Source organism: Streptomyces sp. NPDC008086 (genome assembly GCF_042957325.1).
Classification (GTDB): domain Bacteria; phylum Actinomycetota; class Actinomycetes; order Streptomycetales; family Streptomycetaceae; genus Streptomyces.
Genome location: NZ_JBIBIA010000004.1, coordinates 181,572 through 198,569, shown reverse-complemented (window position 1 = coordinate 198,569; position 16,998 = coordinate 181,572). Strand labels below are relative to the sequence as shown.

The window sequence follows — 16,998 nt, the reverse complement described above, 5'->3', positions numbered from 1 at the left end:
GCACTGTGGAAATTCACGCCCAGCCGCCACGCCAAACACGGGCCGGCCGACGAAGCCGGTGGGCCGGCCCGCTGTTCACTCTTTCGTCCGGACCTTTGATACCCCAGGAGCGCAGAAGCAGTGCCGTCATCGTCCTCTTCGGTTATTCAAACCGTTCTCGAACAGTCTTCGCGTGTCCTGCAGACTTATGCCGTGGACCCCGGTCTCATAGCTGAGCACGCCAATGGCGAGCGCCGTATCACTCAGGGCGGATATGGCGACCGGCAGCTTTTCGAGCTCGTTCAGAACGCGGCAGACGAAATGGCCGAAGAGTCGGGCGGGCGGGTTTATGTCGTCCTCACAGACACCCACTTGTACTGCGCGAACGAGGGCAATCCGGTAACCTCGGAAGGCGCGGAGACAATCCTCCGGATGAGTATGTCGAAGAAGCGTGGCGGCCAGATCGGTCGTTTCGGGGTGGGCGTAAAATCGGTTCTCGTGGTGACCGACGCGCCGGAATTCTTCAGCAGCACCGGAAGTTTCGGATTCGACCGCGCGTGGTCGTACGAGCAGATCAAGGCCGTGCCCGGTGTGACGGCGCGCTACGGCCCGGAGTTCGACGCTCCCGTGCTGCGGATGGCCCGACCTCTGGACGTGCAGGCCGAGCGCGCTTCCGATCACGTCCTGAACGAGCTGCTGAACTGGGCGACCACGGTCGTTCGGCTGCCCCTGCTCCCCAAGGCGGATGACCGACTGGGCCGGGACATGCACGGCGGACGCGCCAAGGACCACGGCGAGCCCCGCGAAGAATTCCCGGTCGGCTTCCAGCTCTTCTCGCCACACGTCGCGAAGGTCGTGCTGGAGGACCGCCGGCCACGGCCGATGGCCCGTCGGACACTGACCGCCCAGCAGACCGGCGACCTGCACACTGTGGTCGAGGAGCGGACAGGAAAGGCCGTCGCCACCGAACGGTGGCGTGTGTTCACCACAACCCACGAACCCGGTCCGAGCGCCCGCGCGGATGCCGGAGAACTGCACGACCGACTCTCGCTCGAACTCGCCTGGGGTGTCCCTGCCCTGGAGAAGGATCCGGAGAGCGGTCTGTACGTCAGCCCGCGATCGCGCGGACGGGGCAAGTTCTGGTCCTTCTTCCCGACCAAGTACGAGATGTCGCTGAGCGGCATCCTCAACGGCGCCTGGAAGACGAACGAGGACCGACAGAACCTGCTGGACTCGTCGCCCTTCAACCAGGAGATGATCCGAGCCGCGGCACAACTGGTCGCCGAGTCGCTCCCATCCTTGGCGCCTGTCGAGGACCCGGCCGCCTATCTCCCCCTGTTGCCCGGCCGCGTGAAGGAGGCGATCAGCTGGGCGGACGCGTTTCTGACCGAGGAGATCTGGAAGCGCACCGCGGTGCACGCATCGCTTCCCGACCAGAACGGCGTGCTGCGCGTGCCGGCCGAACTGCGTGTGCACCCTCGTCCGAAGGACCCGAAGAGGGAATCGAAGTCTCTCCTCCGTTGGCTGCGGTGGTGGCACGAGTGCCCGGACCGTCCGTCGAACTGGCTGCATCCGAGCGTCGAAGAGGACTCCCTGCGCTCCGGCAAGGTCGAGCACGTCCTTGGTGCGGCCAAGCACCAACGAGCGGACGTTCGCGACTGGTTGGAGGCACTCGTCGAGAGCGGCACCGCCGAGGCGTCCGCGACGGCAGTCCGCATTCTCGCCGACATGATCGAGGTCGGTTCCCCGTTCGTCGACGAGGCACGCAAAGCCCACATCATCCTCACCGAGGAGCACGGCCTCGTCGCCCCCGTGCACGGCAAGGTGTACCGCCGCGCCGACCAGGGCGGACTGCGCGAGTCCCTGGTGTACGTGGTCGACAAGCTCTCCCAGGATCCCTCGCTGGCGCACGCGCTCGACGTCCTGGGCATTCGGGAGGCCGATGTCGAGGGCCGGTTCGACAGCGTGCTCGATCAGGGCTTCGATCACTACGGCGAATCCGATTGGGAGCGGTTCTGGGAGCTGTTCCGTCAGGCCGGGATCCGACGGCTGGCCCACAAAGTCCTGGAGCGGGTGCCCACGCCGCGCTCGACGCTCCGGGTGCGGACCGCCGACGGTCGGTTCCGGCCGGTCGAGGACTGCATGCTGCCGGGTGTCGTGGCCGATGCGAAGCGCGACCCGAGCATCGCTGTCGACATGAAGTTCCACTCCGACGACACCCCCTTCTTCTCACAGGTCGGCCTGCGAGAACGACCCTCCGGTGGGGTCAGGCCCCAGGAGGACGAGGCGTGGTTCGTGGAGTACCGCGAAGCCCTCCACGCCGCCTACCTGCGCAGCCTGGACAGTCGCGCCCCGCGCCCCGCGCTGAACCGTATGAAGGTCGAGGGTGCCGCGATCGGTGGCCCGCTCCATCTCTTCCGCGCCCTCTCCGACGAATCCCGCGCCGCCTTCCTGAAGGTGCTGCCCGACGACGCCGTGGTGGACAACTGGACGCGCCAGATGGGTGTGCAGACCAACACCCGACAGGCAGTGCCCTCGCCGATCCGGTGGATGCTGTGGAAGTTCGGCACCGTCGCCACGTCCCAGGGGATCAAGCCACTGAAGGAGGCTGTCGGCCCCCAGCTCGGCGACTACCGAGACGTGCTGCCGGTCGCCGACATCTCTCCCGAGAAGGCCCGTAGGCTACGGCTCCCGACCACCGTGGACGATGTTCCCGCCGACCGTTGGGACGCCCTTCTCGACGAGGTGACCCGCAGCGAGGACGACTCCTTCGTGGGCGCCACCTACGTGATGCTGACCCGGTTCGGTGCGGACTTCCCCGAGGACTCCCTGACCCGTTGCCGGATCGGCGACGTCTGGGGAACCCGGCCCGACGGCGAGATCACCGTCGCCGTCGGAGCAGCTCAGTACCAGGCGCTGCGTGCCGAGCAGCTCCCGGCGTTGCTGGTACCGACCGCCTCCGACGCCGAGCTGATGATCGAGAAGTGGGGCATGCTCCGGTATGCCGACGTGATCAGCCTGGAAACCCGTGAAGTCGCGGAGGGCGACCCTGTGCCTCTGGTCGAGCTGTTCCCTGCCCTGCGGCAGCGCCTGAACAGCGGGAACCGGAACAGCATGGTGCAACGGTGCAGCGAACTGGAGGAGGTCACCCGTACACCCAACGGCACACATGCCTCTCCCCTGGACGCCGTGCGCCAGGACAGCACCGTCAAGGTCCGAGTTCCTCTGGACCCCGAGCCGATGCTGCGCCTGATCGACCGCGAACTCGGCTTGGGCCTCGGCGCCGCTGGTTGCCGTACGGTGCTGGAGCACCAGGACCGTATGGCTCGGGACAGCGAGCTGAAGGCAGCGCAGAAGGCAGTACGCGAGGCCGAGGACGTGGTGGCCAAGATCGAGCTGCTGATCGGTGCCGACGCGCTCCGGACCGGGCTCCCCGAAGGGCTGATGGAGGCCGAACTGCAGGCGAGCGACGGCGTGGAGCCGTCCGGGCGCCGGATCGCGCAGATGGCGTTCAACGCACACGGTGACGGAGTGCTCCAGCAGCACGCCCGGGACATCCAGGCTCGTTTTCCCAACGCCCCGGTCGCATACGGAGGTTCGTCGGCGGCCATCGCGTTCGTCTCGGAACTGAAGCTGCCTGTCGCGTTCGCCGGTTCGAGGACTCCTTCCCCGCCGCCGTTCGAGACCGTCGAGGGCCCCCGGGACTTCCCGAGCCTCCACGAGTACCAGGAGGACCTGGTCCGGAACATCTCCACCATGCTCGACCGACTGGCGCCCCAGCGCGGCATGCTGTCGTTGCCGACCGGTGCCGGAAAGACCCGGGTCACCGCAGAGGCCGTGATCCGTTGGGTCAAACGGGTCGGTGACCTCAAGGGTCCGCTGTTGTGGATCGCCCAGACCGAGGAGCTGTGCGAACAGGCAGTCCAGAGCTGGAAGTTCGTCTGGAGCAAGGTCGGCGCAGAACGACCGCTGACCATCAGCCGGCTGTGGAGCACGAACGAGGTCGGGAACGTGGTCGACCACCCGCATCTGGTGGTCGCCACCGACGCCAAGCTGGAACGGTGTCTGGGCACCGACCAGTACGCCTGGCTGCGGCAGGCCGTGCTGGTGATCGTGGACGAGGCGCACACCGCCATCTCCAAGCGGTACACCGAGATCCTTGGCTGGCTGGGACTCACCCAGTACGAGACCGGCCGGCACCTCCTGGGCCTGACCGCCACCCCGTTCCGGAACCGCAACGAGGAGGAGACCCGCCGTCTGGCCGGCCGCTTCGGCAATCGGCGACTCGACGAAGGAGTCTTCCCGTCGGGCGACCCGTATCGCGACCTCCAGGACTGGGGGATGCTCGCCCAGGTCGAGCACCGAACCCTCGAGGGCGGCCGTATCGAACTCACCCGGGACGAGAAGACGCACGCGGAACGCATGGCCATGCTCTCCCGCTCGGCCGAACAGCGGCTCGCGGACGACCACGCGCGCAGTCGACGCATCGTCGACTCGGTGGCCGAACTACCCAGCGACTGGCCGACGTTGCTCTTCGCCACCTCTGTCGACCACGCCAAGTACCTGGCCGCCATGCTCAACGACCGGGGTGTTCGGTCCGCCGCCGTGGACTCGACGACCAGTGCGCAGGACCGTCGTACTCGCATCGAGAACTTCCGAAGCGGACGTATCCGGGTTCTCACCAACTACGGTGTGCTCACCCAGGGATTCGACGCTCCCGCCACTCGTGCCGTGGTCGTGGCCCGGCCGGTCTACAGCACCAACGTGTACCAGCAGATGATCGGTCGCGGACTGCGCGGACGGCGGAACGGCGGCAAGGACAGCTGCCTGATCCTCAACATCAGCGACAACATCACCAACTTCGACACCGACCTCGCCTTCAATGAGTTCGAGCACCTCTGGAGCCGGAAGTGACCGACGCCTACCAGGACAGCCCTCCGCTCACCGAAGAGCAACTGGCCGTTGTCGAGCAGCCCTGGGACGCCCGGGTTCTGGTCACCGCGGGCGCCGGGGCGGGCAAGACCCACACCCTGGTGCGCCGGCTCGACGCTCTGTGCGGTCACGAGGATCCCGAAGAGGCGCTGGAGGCCGCCGAGATCCTGGTGCTCACCTTCTCCCGGGCAGCCGCCCGGGAGCTGCGGGAACGAATCGCCCTGCACGGGGAACGAGCCCACCGGGTGCGTGCCCGGACCTTCGACGCGTGGGCCTACGAGGTGCTTCTCCAGGCCTATCCGGACGGTGAGTGGGCAGCGGTGGGTTTCGACGAGCGGATCGCCGCCGCCACCCGCGCGATCGAGAAGGGTGCCTTGGAGATCGGCGATGCCGTCCCACCCGCCCATGTCGTGATCGACGAGGTGCAGGATCTGCTGGGTGGGCGCCGAGAGTTGGTGGAAGCACTTCTCGACCGGTACCAGGAAAGCTGCGGCTTCACCGTCGTCGGAGACGCCGCCCAGTCCGTCTACGGCTTCCAGATCGAGGACCTCAGCGAACGCGCGGACGAGACCGGCCGGTTCTTCGACTGGCTGCGCTGCTCCTATCCCGACGACCTGGTGGAGCTGCATCTCACACGGAACTTCCGAGCCGTCACCGCCGAGGCCCGGATCGCGCTGGCGCTCGGCCCCCGTCTCCAGCAGCTGAGCGATCCGGACGAGGCGGGAACGCTCTACGACGAACTGCGCGACCGGCTCCTGGACCCGGCGAACGGCATGGACGACCTGGACGACGCGTTCACCCTGGACGGCCTGCGGGACCTCTCCGACACATGTGCCGTCCTCACCCGCGACAACCAGCAGGCCCTCGTGGTCTCCGGCCTGCTGCACACACACGGCATCGACCACCGGCTGCGGCGCCCGCTGGAGGAGCGCCCGGTGCCGTACTGGGTGGCCGAGTTGCTGCGCCGCACGGAGGCGACCGGCCTCACCGAGGACCGGTTCCGTGTGCTCCTCTCGGAGATACCTCTCTCCTACGAGCCGAATGTCGACGCCCTGTGGACGGTAATGCGTCGGGTCGCACGTGGACCGGGGCGCGATGTGCTCGATCTGGACCGGCTGCGCCGTGCGGTCGCCGATGGCAGATTCCCCGACGAGGCGGCCGATCCGGAGACGTCCCGGATCGTGGTCTCGACCGTGCATCGGGCCAAGGGCCTGGAGTTCGACCGGGTGATCGTCCTGACACCACCACCCCTCGCCGAACTCCACAAGCGGTACCAGGACGAGTTGGACCTGCCCGCCGAGGCCCGCGCGCTCTACGTGGCGATGACACGCGCCCGCCAGGATCTGTACCACGTGGCCCCTCCCGAACTCCCGCTCTTCAGGAGGGCGGGGAGCCGACGCCACGGCCGTCGCTATCTCGGGTCGTGGCGGTCGTACGACAGGTACGGGATCGTCGCCGAGCCGGGCGACGTGAACCGGGACGACCCGCCCGGCCAGGAGGCAGAGACCATCGCCACGCAGGCGTATCTCCTGGAACAGGTCCGTCCCGGCCACGAGGTGCTGCTGCGCAGGCGCCACGACCTGCCGATGGGCGAGGCGGAGAGCCCGCCGTACGCCCTGGTGCACGAAGGGCGGGAGATCGGCGAGGTGTCGCAACGGTTCCGCCAGGAGTTGTTCCAGGTGCAGAAGGTGAATCGCACCTGGGACCCTTGGTGGCCCGACGAGATCCACGGCCTGCGGATCGACACCCTGGAGACCATGACGGGCAGCACAGCCGCCGGCGCGAATGCCGGACTCGGTGAGCGAGGTGTGTGGATCGCACCGCGGATCACCGGCATCGGCCGATACCGGAGAGCCGACAACCACGAGGAGCAGGGCGCATGACGCAGGTGGCAGGCCGACACTCCGAGCACTACCGGGTCCGGGACGAGGAACTCCTGGTGGGGCTCCGTCGTGAACTCCTTGGCCCGTCCGAGGAGTCGGCGCCGGACGATCGAGGCGAGGTCCTCACCCAGGACGCGCCGATCGACCGTTATCTGACCGGCGTGCTGTATCCGCGTGCCACGAAGGAACGGCAGCAGGAAGAGGTCTCCAAACAGGACGGTCTGGACGACGCACCCGTCAGCAACCGCGGCGACGGCGAGGAGTCCGGCGCCCCGCCGGAGGTCGGTGCCTCGGGAGACAGGCGCCCCTCCTCGATGGGCCTGACCTTCGCGATCAAGCCAGCCATATGCGACACGATCGTGATCTCGGCACGAGCCGCCGTCTACGACCCCACCGACGCCGACGGCAAGCGCATCCCGGCCCGCCGTGCCGAAGCCCGCACCATCGCCGACCAGCGGGAACGATGGCGTCGGAGGGAACTCTCCTTCCCCGACAAGCGGTTCGTCGTGACCGAGGCCGCTCCGAAAGAGCCGATCGAACTCAGCGACGAAGCGTCACTGCACGTCAAAATCCGCCCCCTCGATCGGACCACCGACACGGTCACGATCACGGTCACGTTGATCAACACTCAGAAGATCGGCGAGTGGGATCTACAGGACGCGTTCTCCCTCTTCCAGTGCGGCCTGGCGGTCCGGGCAGCCGACGGCTCCGACGCGTTCGTCGAACGCCCGGCTCCGGACGCCACCCACGACCGGGAGGTCGCCACGAGTCGGCTGCTCCACCGCCACGCCCCGACCTTCGCCGTCGGGCACGGGTGTGCCGCTGAATGGGACTGGAATCCATGGCCGATCGGTGTGACCGAAACGGCCCCGGACATCGCCGTCCCCGAGGTGCGGAGCCAGTTCGTGCCAACGGTGGAGGTACTGCTCACGGACTCCAACCCCGAGATCGACAGCTCGGCGCTATCCATGCTGGGACTGGCCGAGAAGTCGAACGCCGAGATCCTCACGGCTCTGGAGGGCCTCGCCGGGGGGTACGAAAGCTGGATCGACCGCAAGGCGGCCGAGGCCGAGGACCTGGCCGGCCAGACCCACGAGGAACCCGCACGGGAGCAGGTCAAGGCCTGCCGCGAGGCACTCGACCGTATCCGCGAGGGTATCGAGCTGTTGCGGACCAAGCCCGATTTGATGACGGCTTTCCGCTTGGCCAACCGCGCCATGGCCGACCAGCGTGCCCGCAGCGACTGGGTGAAGGGCGGTCGCGTCGGCGTCCCCGACACGGCCGCCGGTCGCTGGCGTCCGTTCCAGATCGCCTTCATGCTTCTGTGTCTGGCCGGCGTCGACGATCCCGACCATCGTGATCGGAAGATCTCCGATCTGCTGTGGTTCCCCACCGGTGGCGGCAAGACGGAGGCCTACCTCGGACTGATCGCCCTCACCTCGTTCCTGCGCCGTATCCGCAAGGGTGCGAATGGCGGCGGTGTCACCGTCCTCATGCGCTACACGCTGCGGCTGCTCACGCTCCAGCAGTTCGAGCGCGCGGCGATCCTTCTCTGCGCCATGGAACACATGCGGCGTCGAACACCCGAGTTGGGGCACGAGGAGTTCTCCGTCGGCATGTGGGTGGGACGCTCGGCCACCCCGAACACACTGGCCGAGGCAGGCCTGAAGCTCGACGAACTCCGCGCGAACCTCGACAAGCGCCTCGCCACCGAGAATCCCGTCCAGCTGCACGCTTGTCCTTGGTGCGGAACCCGCCTCGACGCACGGAACTACCTGGCCGACGAGGACGCCAAGCGGATGCACGTCCGATGCCCCGGCACGGACTGCGACTTCGCCGACGGCCTGCCCGTCCACCTGATCGACGAGGCGGTGTACGACGCCCGACCGACGCTGGTGATCGCCACCGTCGACAAGTTCGCGTCGATGCCGTGGCGTCCGGCGACCTCCGCGCTCTTCAACCGCGACGACGACCCGGACGGCGGCACCCCTCCCCCGGAACTGATCGTCCAGGACGAACTCCATCTGATCTCCGGTCCGTTGGGAACCCTGACCGGCCTCTACGAGACCGCCGTGGACGCACTCGCCGGCCGGCCCAAGGTGATCGCCTCCACGGCGACCATCCGTCGCGCCGCCGACCAGGGACGCCACCTCTTCGCCCGCGAAGTGCGACAGTTCCCGCCCGCCGGTCTCGACGCCCGCGACTCCTGGTTCGCCGTGGAGACACCACGCGAGGAAAAGGCGAGCCGCCGCTACGTCGGCCTCTTGGCCCCCGGCACCAGCCAGGCCACCCTGCTCATCCGCACCTATGCCACCCTGCTGCACCGGGCCGAGCAAGCGAAGACCGAGAACGAGGTACGCGACGCGTACTGGAGTCTCGTCGGCTATTTCAACAGCCTCCGACTGCTGTCAGCAGCCGAACTCCAGGTCCACGACGACGTCGTGGCCTATCTGGAGGTGCTTGCCGAGCGCGAGGGCGTAAAGGTCCGCTCGGTCGCCAACTACTCGGAGCTGACGAGTCGTATCGACGCCAGCGAGATCCCCACCCGCCTCAAGGGCATCGAGAAGCGGCTGCCCGACGAGGACACCGTGGACGTCCTCCTGGCCACCAACATGATCGCGGTCGGCGTGGACGTGGACCGCCTCGGTCTCATGGCCGTGATGGGCCAGCCGCAGACGACGGCCGAGTACATCCAGGCCACCAGCCGGGTCGGCCGCGCTCACCCCGGCCTGGTAGCAGTCATGCTCAACTCGGCCCGGTCCCGCGACCGTTCCCACTACGAAAGCTTCCAGCACTTCCACTCGGCCCTGTACCGCGAGGTGGAGTCCACCTCCGTCACCCCGTTCTCCGCCCGAGCCCGCTACCGGGGCCTGCACGCGGTGATCGTCGCTCTCGCCCGCATCATGATCCCCGCCGCCCGACCCAACGATGGCGCCGGGAAGGTCGAGTCCTACGAGGATGTGCTCCGGGGCCGCATCAAGTCGATCCTCCTGGAACGCGTGGAAGCGGTCACCCCGGCGGAGACCGGTGCGGTGTCCCACGCCTTCGACGAGTTCGTCGAGTGGTGGTGCGCCGAGGCCGACATTGACAGCGGCCTGCTGTTCGAGCCTCAGAGGGGCAGTCGTGCTCCCTCGGTCCTGAAGGCGTACGACGACGAGTCCGAGCACATCGAGGCATGGCCCACCTTGTGGAGCCTGCGTGACGTCGACGCCGAGACCGCCCTGTTCATGGAAGGAACGCGATGACCCCGCCCCCTGCCCGCCGTCGCCGGACCGGTGCGAGCGGCGTTGCACCCGCCCACAACTTTCCGCGGCGTGGCGCTGTGCGTCGCGCCCAAGCGATCACCACGTACGGCGTCGGGTCGCTCATCGCCGTCGACCATGAGTCCTTCATCGTCTCGGGACTCGACGAGGCCGAGCAGAGTTGGAGTCGTGATGAGTCCCCGCGGATCCACGAACGGCGACTGGCCCGAGTGCTCGGCGTCGACTACTTCCGGCTGCCGCCCGCTTCCGACGACACCAGCAAGGACGGTCTCCGGGTTCGACGCTTTCCGCTGATGCACAACTGCCCCGAGTGCAACGACCTGCAACGACATCGCGACTTCAACCCGCCTGCCGGTCGAAGTGTCTGCGGCACCTGCGAGGTCGACCTGGTCCCCTCCCGCTTCGTCGTCGCCTGCGAGGCCGGGCACCTCGACGAGTTCCCGTACTGGCAGTGGGTGCACCGTTCCACGGGCCGTGGTGCCTCGACGACGGCACAATGCGGGGGGAAGCTCAAGATGCGCACGTCCGGGCGCACTTCCTCGCTGCGCTCCATCCTCGTCTCCTGTACCTGTGGGCAGGTTCCCGAGGCCTCGATGGAGGGCTCCTTCCGGAGGAGAGCGCTCAAGGACCTGGGCCTCAAGTGCCGAGGCTCCCGTCCGTGGCTCGGTGCGTCCGCCGCCGCGGACGGGTGCGGACTCCCCCTGCGCACTCTGCAGCGCGGTTCGTCCGCGGTGTGGCAGCCGGTGTTGAAGTCGGCGCTCTCCATTCCGCCGTGGAGTAGTGGCCGCGCGGACCCATTGGCCGAACACTGGGACACGCTGCGTGAGTACGACAAGCGCGAACACGTGGAGATCTACCTCAGAGGTGTTTTCAAGGGACAGTGTCCGGTACCGCTGGACGAGGTGATGGCGTTCCTCGACGCCGAGCGCGAGGAGGACCCCGACGGCGAGACGGCCCCCACCTTCGACCACCACTACCGCGCCCTGCGCAACAAGGAGTACGAGCGTCTCCGCTCAGGCAACGACGAGAGCGAGCACGCCCGCGAGGAGGAGTTCGTCTGTGAGACGCCATCGGGCGACCAGAGCATCCTCGAACCGCTCGGCGTCACCGGCCCGATGCTGGTCAAGAAGCTTCGCGAGGTGCGCGCCCTGAAGGCATTCACGCGGCTCGTCGACGCCGAGTCGACGACCGATCCCAAGGAGATGCCGCTGTCCGAACGCCTCCTGCGCTGGCTCCCGGCCATGGAGGTCCGGGGCGAGGGCGTCTTCCTCCGCCTGGACGAGGACCGACTCGGCATCTGGGAGAAGACCGTGGCGGTCGCAGCCCGGGTCGAGCGTATGCGTACCGCCCACCAACGAATGCTGGACCAACGGGCCGATGACCCGAGCCGGGTCATCTCCTCTCCCGCCACAGCGCGCATGGTGCTGCTGCACACGCTGGCCCATGTACTCATCGACGAGTGGAGTCTGGATGCCGGTTACCCGGCCGCAGCCTTGCGCGAGCGCCTGTACGCAGCCGACGACATGGCCGGAGTGCTCGTCTACACGGCCACGAGCGATTCGGCGGGCAGTCTCGGCGGTCTGGTCGCCCAGGGCGAACCTGATCGCCTCGACCAGGCGCTCCGTTCAGCCGTCCACAGAGCCGAATGGTGCTCTTCCGACCCGCTCTGCGTCGAGACCGAAGTATCCGGTACCGGCGGGACCAATCTCGCCGCCTGCCACGCCTGCGTGATGCTCCCGGAGACGAGCTGCGAGCACAACAACATCCTGTTGGACCGCGCGCTGCTCGTCGGTACCCCGGACGATCCTCATGTGGGCTTCTTCGCGACGATGCTGGGGCACTGACGTCCGACCGGCCGTAGGGCGCAGCCGCCGATCCGCACCAGTCACCTGGCCGTTGGGGCCGCCGGCTTTGCGGGGCCAGATGCCGCCGGCATCGTCATGAGGCGGTTCGGCGGGACCGGGGCCTTCAACCCCGCGGCCTGAGCCAGTGGAGGAGATCGGCGATGACGTCGATCTCCGCCTCCTCTCCTCGGTCGCCGAGGTTCCCTTCAACACCTTGCCCAGTACGACCGGATCCTCGGTTCTCTTGCGGAGCGCGCGCCTGTCGGGGACGTAGCGAGGCCCTCCTGTTCGGCGCTCGCTTGCCGGGTGGGCGGAGCCTTTCGGCAGGCGTCGCAGCTGATGGCCTCTCATGGCCGCTCCGGCCAGCTGACGGGGGATCACGGCTCCCGGACCTGATTGGGCCTCACGGGCGTGGCCCGTATGGCAGCTTCGATGAGCGCTGTCGGGCATATCGGATTAGCCTCCGAAATGAGCGCAATGTGGATCTTTAGGTGTGCGCTCTACTCGACCCAAGGAGGAGAAATGCGCAAGCTTCAGAAGGCCGCTGTTGCGGCCGCGATGGTCGGGACCCTGAGCCTCATAGCCACCGGCACCGCCACCGCGCAGCCCATGTATGGCGGGCATGGGTGCCACTCTCACGACATGAACGTCGACATTCTCGGTCAGGTCGGGGTGCTCAACGGCCTTGCGGGCAACCTGCTCAATGGCGAGGGCAACCCTGGCGCGCAGTACGGCGGTGTCGGCTCCAATTGCTGAGCGACAGCGCATCCGCCGTGTGGTCGTAGTTCATCGAGAGGCCCCGGTGGCCGGGCGGCAGTCCGGCCACCGGGGCCTTCCCGAGCCGTCGGCAAACGGGAAGATCCGGGAGGGGTCCCGGCCCGGGCGGGGTTCCATGGGTCGCCATGATGCGTATACCGTCAACCACCGCCGTCGTCGCCGTCGTTGTCCCCGTCCTGCTCGCCGCCCTCACGTCGTGTTCCTCGGATGGTTCGGACAGGGCCCCTGCCGAGGGCCGGCCCGACGGCCCCCGCTCCGGGCCACCGGCGTCCGACCCGACGCCGACTCCCACACGTAACGCCATGCCATCGCCCTCGCCGACGGGGCCGTGCGCTGACGGGACGTGCGAGATCGAGGTCGCCGTCGGTGACGTCGTGGCGGTGCCGGAAGCGTACGACCTCGGGCCGATCGAGGTGACGGCGATCAACGGCGGCGAGGTCGAGATGACCGCGCAGCTGACGGGGTCCGCCTTCAGCGTTTCGGGCTGTTCCGGAGGCGGCGGAGTGTCTTCCGAGGGTGGCGGCGTCGTGCTGCGCTGCGGCGAGGGACCAGCCGCGACGATCAACGACGCCATGAGCCTTCAGGTCGTCGAGATCCACGACAACGCCGCGGTCCTCCGCATCGAACCGGCCCGGTGACGTACGCATCGAACCAGCGGGTGACGTACGAGTCGGAACATCCGGGTGGCCTCACCTCCCCAGGCCGCGAAACGCCTGACCGGTGGTCTCCGTCCGCGAGCCTCGTTTCAAAGACGGAAAAGCGGTGATTCGTCATAAAAGAGAAGAAAGTGTAAGGCCGCACGTCAGGGGGTCTGCCCCATGTCAACAGCGACACTTCTGGCGATCATCATTCCCATCGCGGTGGTGGTCGTCCTGGCAGTCGTGGCAGCCTCGCTGATCATGCGTCGCCGGGGTCTGCGTGAGCGCTTCGGCCCGGAGTATGAACGAACGATCGAGGATGCCGACAGCCGCATGGCCGGCGAGCGTGAGCTCAGGGAACGCGAGAAGCGGCACGACGCCTTGGACATCAAGCCGCTGGACAGCGGGGCCAGGGAGCGTTACACCCGGGACTGGACCAGCGTGCAGGACGAATTCGTGGACCGGCCGGATGACGCCGTGCACCACGCCGACCGCCTGGTGACGTCTCTGATGCATGAGCGTGGCTACCCGACCCAGGACTTCGAGCAACAGCTCAAGGACCTCTCGGTCCAGCACAGCCGCACACTCGAGCATTACCGGGCCGCCCACGAAGTCGACGTGCTCAGCACCCGGCATGAGGCGACCACCGAACAATTGCGGGGGGCCATGGTGCACTACCGGGCCCTGTTCGACGAGCTGCTCGGCGACGGCGGCGGACCCCGCCGCGCGGCACCGGCCTGACGGCTCGACGGACAACCCGCCGCGCAGGTCCGGGAGACCGGCCTCGGCCTCCCGGGAGCGGAGGAGAAATGCGACACAAGGACATACCGGACACCGCTGCCGCGAGCGGCCTGTCCACGGACGACATCGCCCAACCACGCGAAAGGCCCACGCCGGAAAGCGGGGCGCGCACACCGGCCGACGTACCGACTTTCCCTGGTGAGAGCACGCCCACGCCGAGCGAATCCGTCGAGCCCGTCGAGCCCGCTGAGGACGAGGCTGTGGAGGACGAGGCTGTGGAGGACGAGGCTGTGGAGGACGAGGCTGTGGAGGCGAATGCGGCAGCTCAGGAGGATGAGGTGCCCCAGCTTCTCACCCCGGAAGACGAGGAGGGCTTCCGCACACGGTGGGAGCAGGTACAGAACAAGTTCGTGGACGACCCCCGCGACGCCGTGCACACCGCCGACGCGCTCGTCGCCGACGTGATGCAAAAGCTCGCCACCACCTTCGCAGACCACAAGCAGGAACTGGAAGGGCAGTGGAACCGCGGTGAACAGGCGAACACCGAGGACCTGCGCCAGGCCCTGCGACACTACCGCTCGTTCTTCAACCGCTTGCTGGTCACCTGACACACAGGGGCGCCCGCGGTCACCACACGTGCGAGGCGGATCGGGCTGGCTGGTCGCCCTGCCGGCGCACTGACTCGTGACGTTGTCGCGGGCGCCGTTGCGTTGTCATGGGCGCCCTTGCGTTGCGGAAGGGTGACCTGCCCAGCCGCCCTTTTCAGTTCCCGCAGCCGTCGCCGGGGTTCCCGGGCGCGGGCTGCGGGGCAGGGTCGGGTTCCGTCGTCGCCGGAGGGATGGGGGTGTCCGGCGACTGCGGGACTTCCGGGACCTCCTCAACAGGCCCTGGCTCTACGGGAGTTGGAGTCGACGGCTCCGGCGAAGGCGGCGCAGGCGTCTCGGCCCCCGGGGCGTACGGCGTGGTCGGCGCAGCCGGGGCTTCCGGTTGCTCCGGGGACGGCACCACCTGCGCCGGCGCCTCCGGCACCTCGGGTGTCTCCGGCGGCTCAGAGGTCTCCGGCACCTCGGGTGTCCCCGGCACCTCAGAGGTCTCCGGCACCTCAGGAGCATCTGCCGGAGGGCCGGTCACCGGCCCGGCAGGGCTCGGGGCAGGCTCAGCGACGGCCGGAGGCTCATCGACGGTCGGCAACTCCTCGCCAGGCGGTTGCTCGCCCGGCACCTCGACCACCACCGCCGGAGGCGGCAGGACGACAGCCACCGGACCGGGGCCGGGCACGACCTCCGGACCGGGCCCGGGCACGACCTCCGGACCGGGCTCCCCGTCAACCACCGCCCCGGTTCCAGTTCCAGTTCCCGTTCCCGTTTCGGCCCCGGCCCCGTCTCCGTTCCCGTCACCCTGGCTCAACCTCGGCCCCGAACTCGCCCACAGCCCCGCCCCCGCCGTACCGGAACCGCCGACCTCGGCACCCACAACCTCGGCCCCGCCGTCCGCCCGACGCTGCTCGGCCTGCTTCACCTCGGGTACCCCGGCCGGTCCACCCGGGCCCTTGGGCACTCCCGACTCCCCCACCCCGGCCTCCTCCGACGGCTGCGCCACCGGCGCCTCCGCCAGCGGTACCCGGGGCGGCGCAGGCGTCGGCGTGGAGCCGCCCGTGCCGAAGGCGAGGACCATCGCGAGGGCCATGCCGGTGACCGTCGCGCCGGCCGCGACGGCGGCAGGCACCTTCGCCGTGCCCGCCCCACCGCCGGTCACCGCCTGACGGACCCCGTGCAGCACGCTTCCCACCTGACCGCCGAGCGCAGCCGTCGCGCCCGCCGACCCGGCGGCCAGCGGGAGCAGGAACTTGCCCGCGGTGCCCAGGCCGAGGACCAGCAGGGCCGGGCCGACCAGCGCGGGGAGCCGGTCGTTGGCGCGCATGAGTACCGCGAGCCGGCCGCGGCAGTCGGCGCAGGCGTCCACGTGGGCGAGGAGGCGTTCCGACTGGCGCGGGGTCGCGTTGCCGCGGACGTAGGCAGGCATGCGTACCCAGTGGACCTCGCACGCGGGGTCGTCGGGGGCGCCTGTCTGGGAGCGGAGGAAGGCCTGCCGCATGCCTTCGCGGGCGCGGTGCAGCAGTACGGCCGTCGCACCCTCCTTGGCGCCGATGCGCCGCCCGACCGTCTCCAGCGGCTGCCCCTCCGCCTCCGCGAGCCACAGGGCCTGTACCCAGCGTTCGGGCAGTTGGCCCAGCACCCGTACCAACAGGTCGACCGAGGAGACCTGTTCGGCGGGGTCCGTCATGCTCTCGACGTGGGTGGCGGCCCCGGCCCGCTCGGCGGTCTGCGGGTCGTGGTGCGGGGTCTCGCGCGTCTCGCCACCGGCCGTCGCCGCCAGGTGCCGCACCGTCGTCATCAGGTACGCCGGTACGTTCTCGATCTCGTGCCCCGCCGACAGCCGCCGCCAGACGCGGAAGTGCGCCTCGGCGACCAGGTCCTCGGCCGCCCAGGAGTTGTTGCGGGTGAGCGAGCGCGCGAACGCGACCAGGCGCGGCTGCTGTTCCTCGTAGATACGGGCGTACGAGGCGGTGGTGGACACGGGAGGTGTCGCCTGGGCGGGCACCTTGGCGGAACCGTCGGACATGGTTGGAACGCTCCGGTTGCCTGCTGGGCCAATGGGCTGAAGGGTGCGGACGAGTTTGTCAGCGTAGATGACTAAAATCTCAAGCAAATAGTTCGGGTGAGTTAGATCACAGGTGCGTGCGGTTGTTGTGCGTAATCGCAGGGCTGGCGCCTGGTCGAGAAGGCGCACGGAGACCAGCAGTGGACCGACAGCAGACCGGCAGGACACCCCGACCGTGGAGAAGAACGTCCATGCGCCCCACACCGGGAACGCCGACGGCGTCGACGCCCCCAACCCCTCTGGCGCCAACTGGACTGTTACGGAACGCAGTTACCGCAAG

Annotated in this window: 9 protein-coding genes; 8 read left to right on the top strand and 1 reads right to left on the bottom strand. The window is 68.6% G+C overall.

Going from position 1 to position 16,998, the window contains the following annotated elements:
• Positions 1-120: 120 nt before the first annotated feature.
• The 8 genes from ACFZBP_RS15110 to ACFZBP_RS15075 all read left to right on the top strand — a co-directional run bounded on the left by ACFZBP_RS15110 (position 121) and on the right by ACFZBP_RS15075 (position 14,665).
• Positions 121-4,893, top strand: coding sequence for a sacsin N-terminal ATP-binding-like domain-containing protein (locus ACFZBP_RS15110; protein WP_391413315.1), 4,773 nt, complete (start codon positions 121-123; stop codon positions 4,891-4,893).
• Positions 4,890-6,794, top strand: coding sequence for a UvrD-helicase domain-containing protein (locus tag ACFZBP_RS15105; RefSeq protein WP_391413312.1), 1,905 nt, complete (start codon positions 4,890-4,892; stop codon positions 6,792-6,794). Before ACFZBP_RS15110 ends, ACFZBP_RS15105 begins: the two co-directional genes overlap by 4 nt.
• Positions 6,791-10,039 carry a helicase-related protein gene (locus tag ACFZBP_RS15100; RefSeq protein WP_391413310.1) on the top strand — a complete coding sequence of 1,083 codons (3,249 nt, stop codon included), beginning with the start codon at positions 6,791-6,793 and terminating at the stop codon, positions 10,037-10,039. The genes ACFZBP_RS15105 and ACFZBP_RS15100 overlap by 4 nt, the downstream gene beginning before the upstream one ends.
• The gene (gene drmB / locus ACFZBP_RS15095) at positions 10,036-11,901 is read left to right on the top strand and encodes a DrmB family protein (RefSeq protein WP_391413308.1); all 1,866 of its coding nucleotides are present in this window, start codon (positions 10,036-10,038) and stop codon (positions 11,899-11,901) included. Before ACFZBP_RS15100 ends, drmB begins: the two co-directional genes overlap by 4 nt.
• Positions 11,902-12,423: 522 nt before the next feature.
• The gene (locus ACFZBP_RS15090; RefSeq protein WP_383454770.1) at positions 12,424-12,657 is read left to right on the top strand and encodes a hypothetical protein; all 234 of its coding nucleotides are present in this window, start codon (positions 12,424-12,426) and stop codon (positions 12,655-12,657) included.
• Positions 12,658-12,980: 323 nt separating this feature from the next.
• Positions 12,981-13,316, top strand: a complete 336-nt coding sequence (locus ACFZBP_RS15085; RefSeq protein ID WP_391413305.1) for a hypothetical protein — start codon at positions 12,981-12,983, stop codon at positions 13,314-13,316.
• Between the two features lie 180 nt (positions 13,317-13,496).
• Positions 13,497-14,057, top strand: coding sequence for a hypothetical protein (locus tag ACFZBP_RS15080; RefSeq protein ID WP_391413303.1), 561 nt, complete (start codon positions 13,497-13,499; stop codon positions 14,055-14,057).
• A gap of 68 nt (positions 14,058-14,125) precedes the next feature.
• Entirely contained in the window at positions 14,126-14,665 is a 540-nt protein-coding gene (locus tag ACFZBP_RS15075; protein WP_391413301.1) for a hypothetical protein, read from the top strand.
• Between the two features lie 154 nt (positions 14,666-14,819).
• Here ACFZBP_RS15075 and ACFZBP_RS15070 read toward each other — a convergent pair whose 3' ends face one another.
• On the bottom strand, positions 14,820-16,679 hold the full coding sequence (locus ACFZBP_RS15070; RefSeq protein WP_391413299.1) for a sigma-70 family RNA polymerase sigma factor: 1,860 nt from the start codon (positions 16,677-16,679) through the stop codon (positions 14,820-14,822).
• Between the last annotated feature and the right edge of the window lie 319 nt (positions 16,680-16,998).

What these genes read in the sequence shown, in the direction of transcription:
- ACFZBP_RS15070 (WP_391413299.1), bottom strand. Translation starts at nt 16,679, where the DNA reads ATGTCCGACGGTTCCGCCAAGGTGCCCGCCCAGGCGACACCTCCCGTG.
- ACFZBP_RS15080 (WP_391413303.1), top strand. Translation starts at nt 13,497, where the DNA reads ATGTCAACAGCGACACTTCTGGCGATCATCATTCCCATCGCGGTGGTG.
- ACFZBP_RS15085 (WP_391413305.1), top strand. Translation starts at nt 12,981, where the DNA reads ATGCCATCGCCCTCGCCGACGGGGCCGTGCGCTGACGGGACGTGCGAG.
- drmB (WP_391413308.1), top strand. Translation starts at nt 10,036, where the DNA reads ATGACCCCGCCCCCTGCCCGCCGTCGCCGGACCGGTGCGAGCGGCGTT.
- ACFZBP_RS15090 (WP_383454770.1), top strand. Translation starts at nt 12,424, where the DNA reads ATGCGCAAGCTTCAGAAGGCCGCTGTTGCGGCCGCGATGGTCGGGACC.
- ACFZBP_RS15075 (WP_391413301.1), top strand. Translation starts at nt 14,126, where the DNA reads ATGCGACACAAGGACATACCGGACACCGCTGCCGCGAGCGGCCTGTCC.
- ACFZBP_RS15100 (WP_391413310.1), top strand. Translation starts at nt 6,791, where the DNA reads ATGACGCAGGTGGCAGGCCGACACTCCGAGCACTACCGGGTCCGGGAC.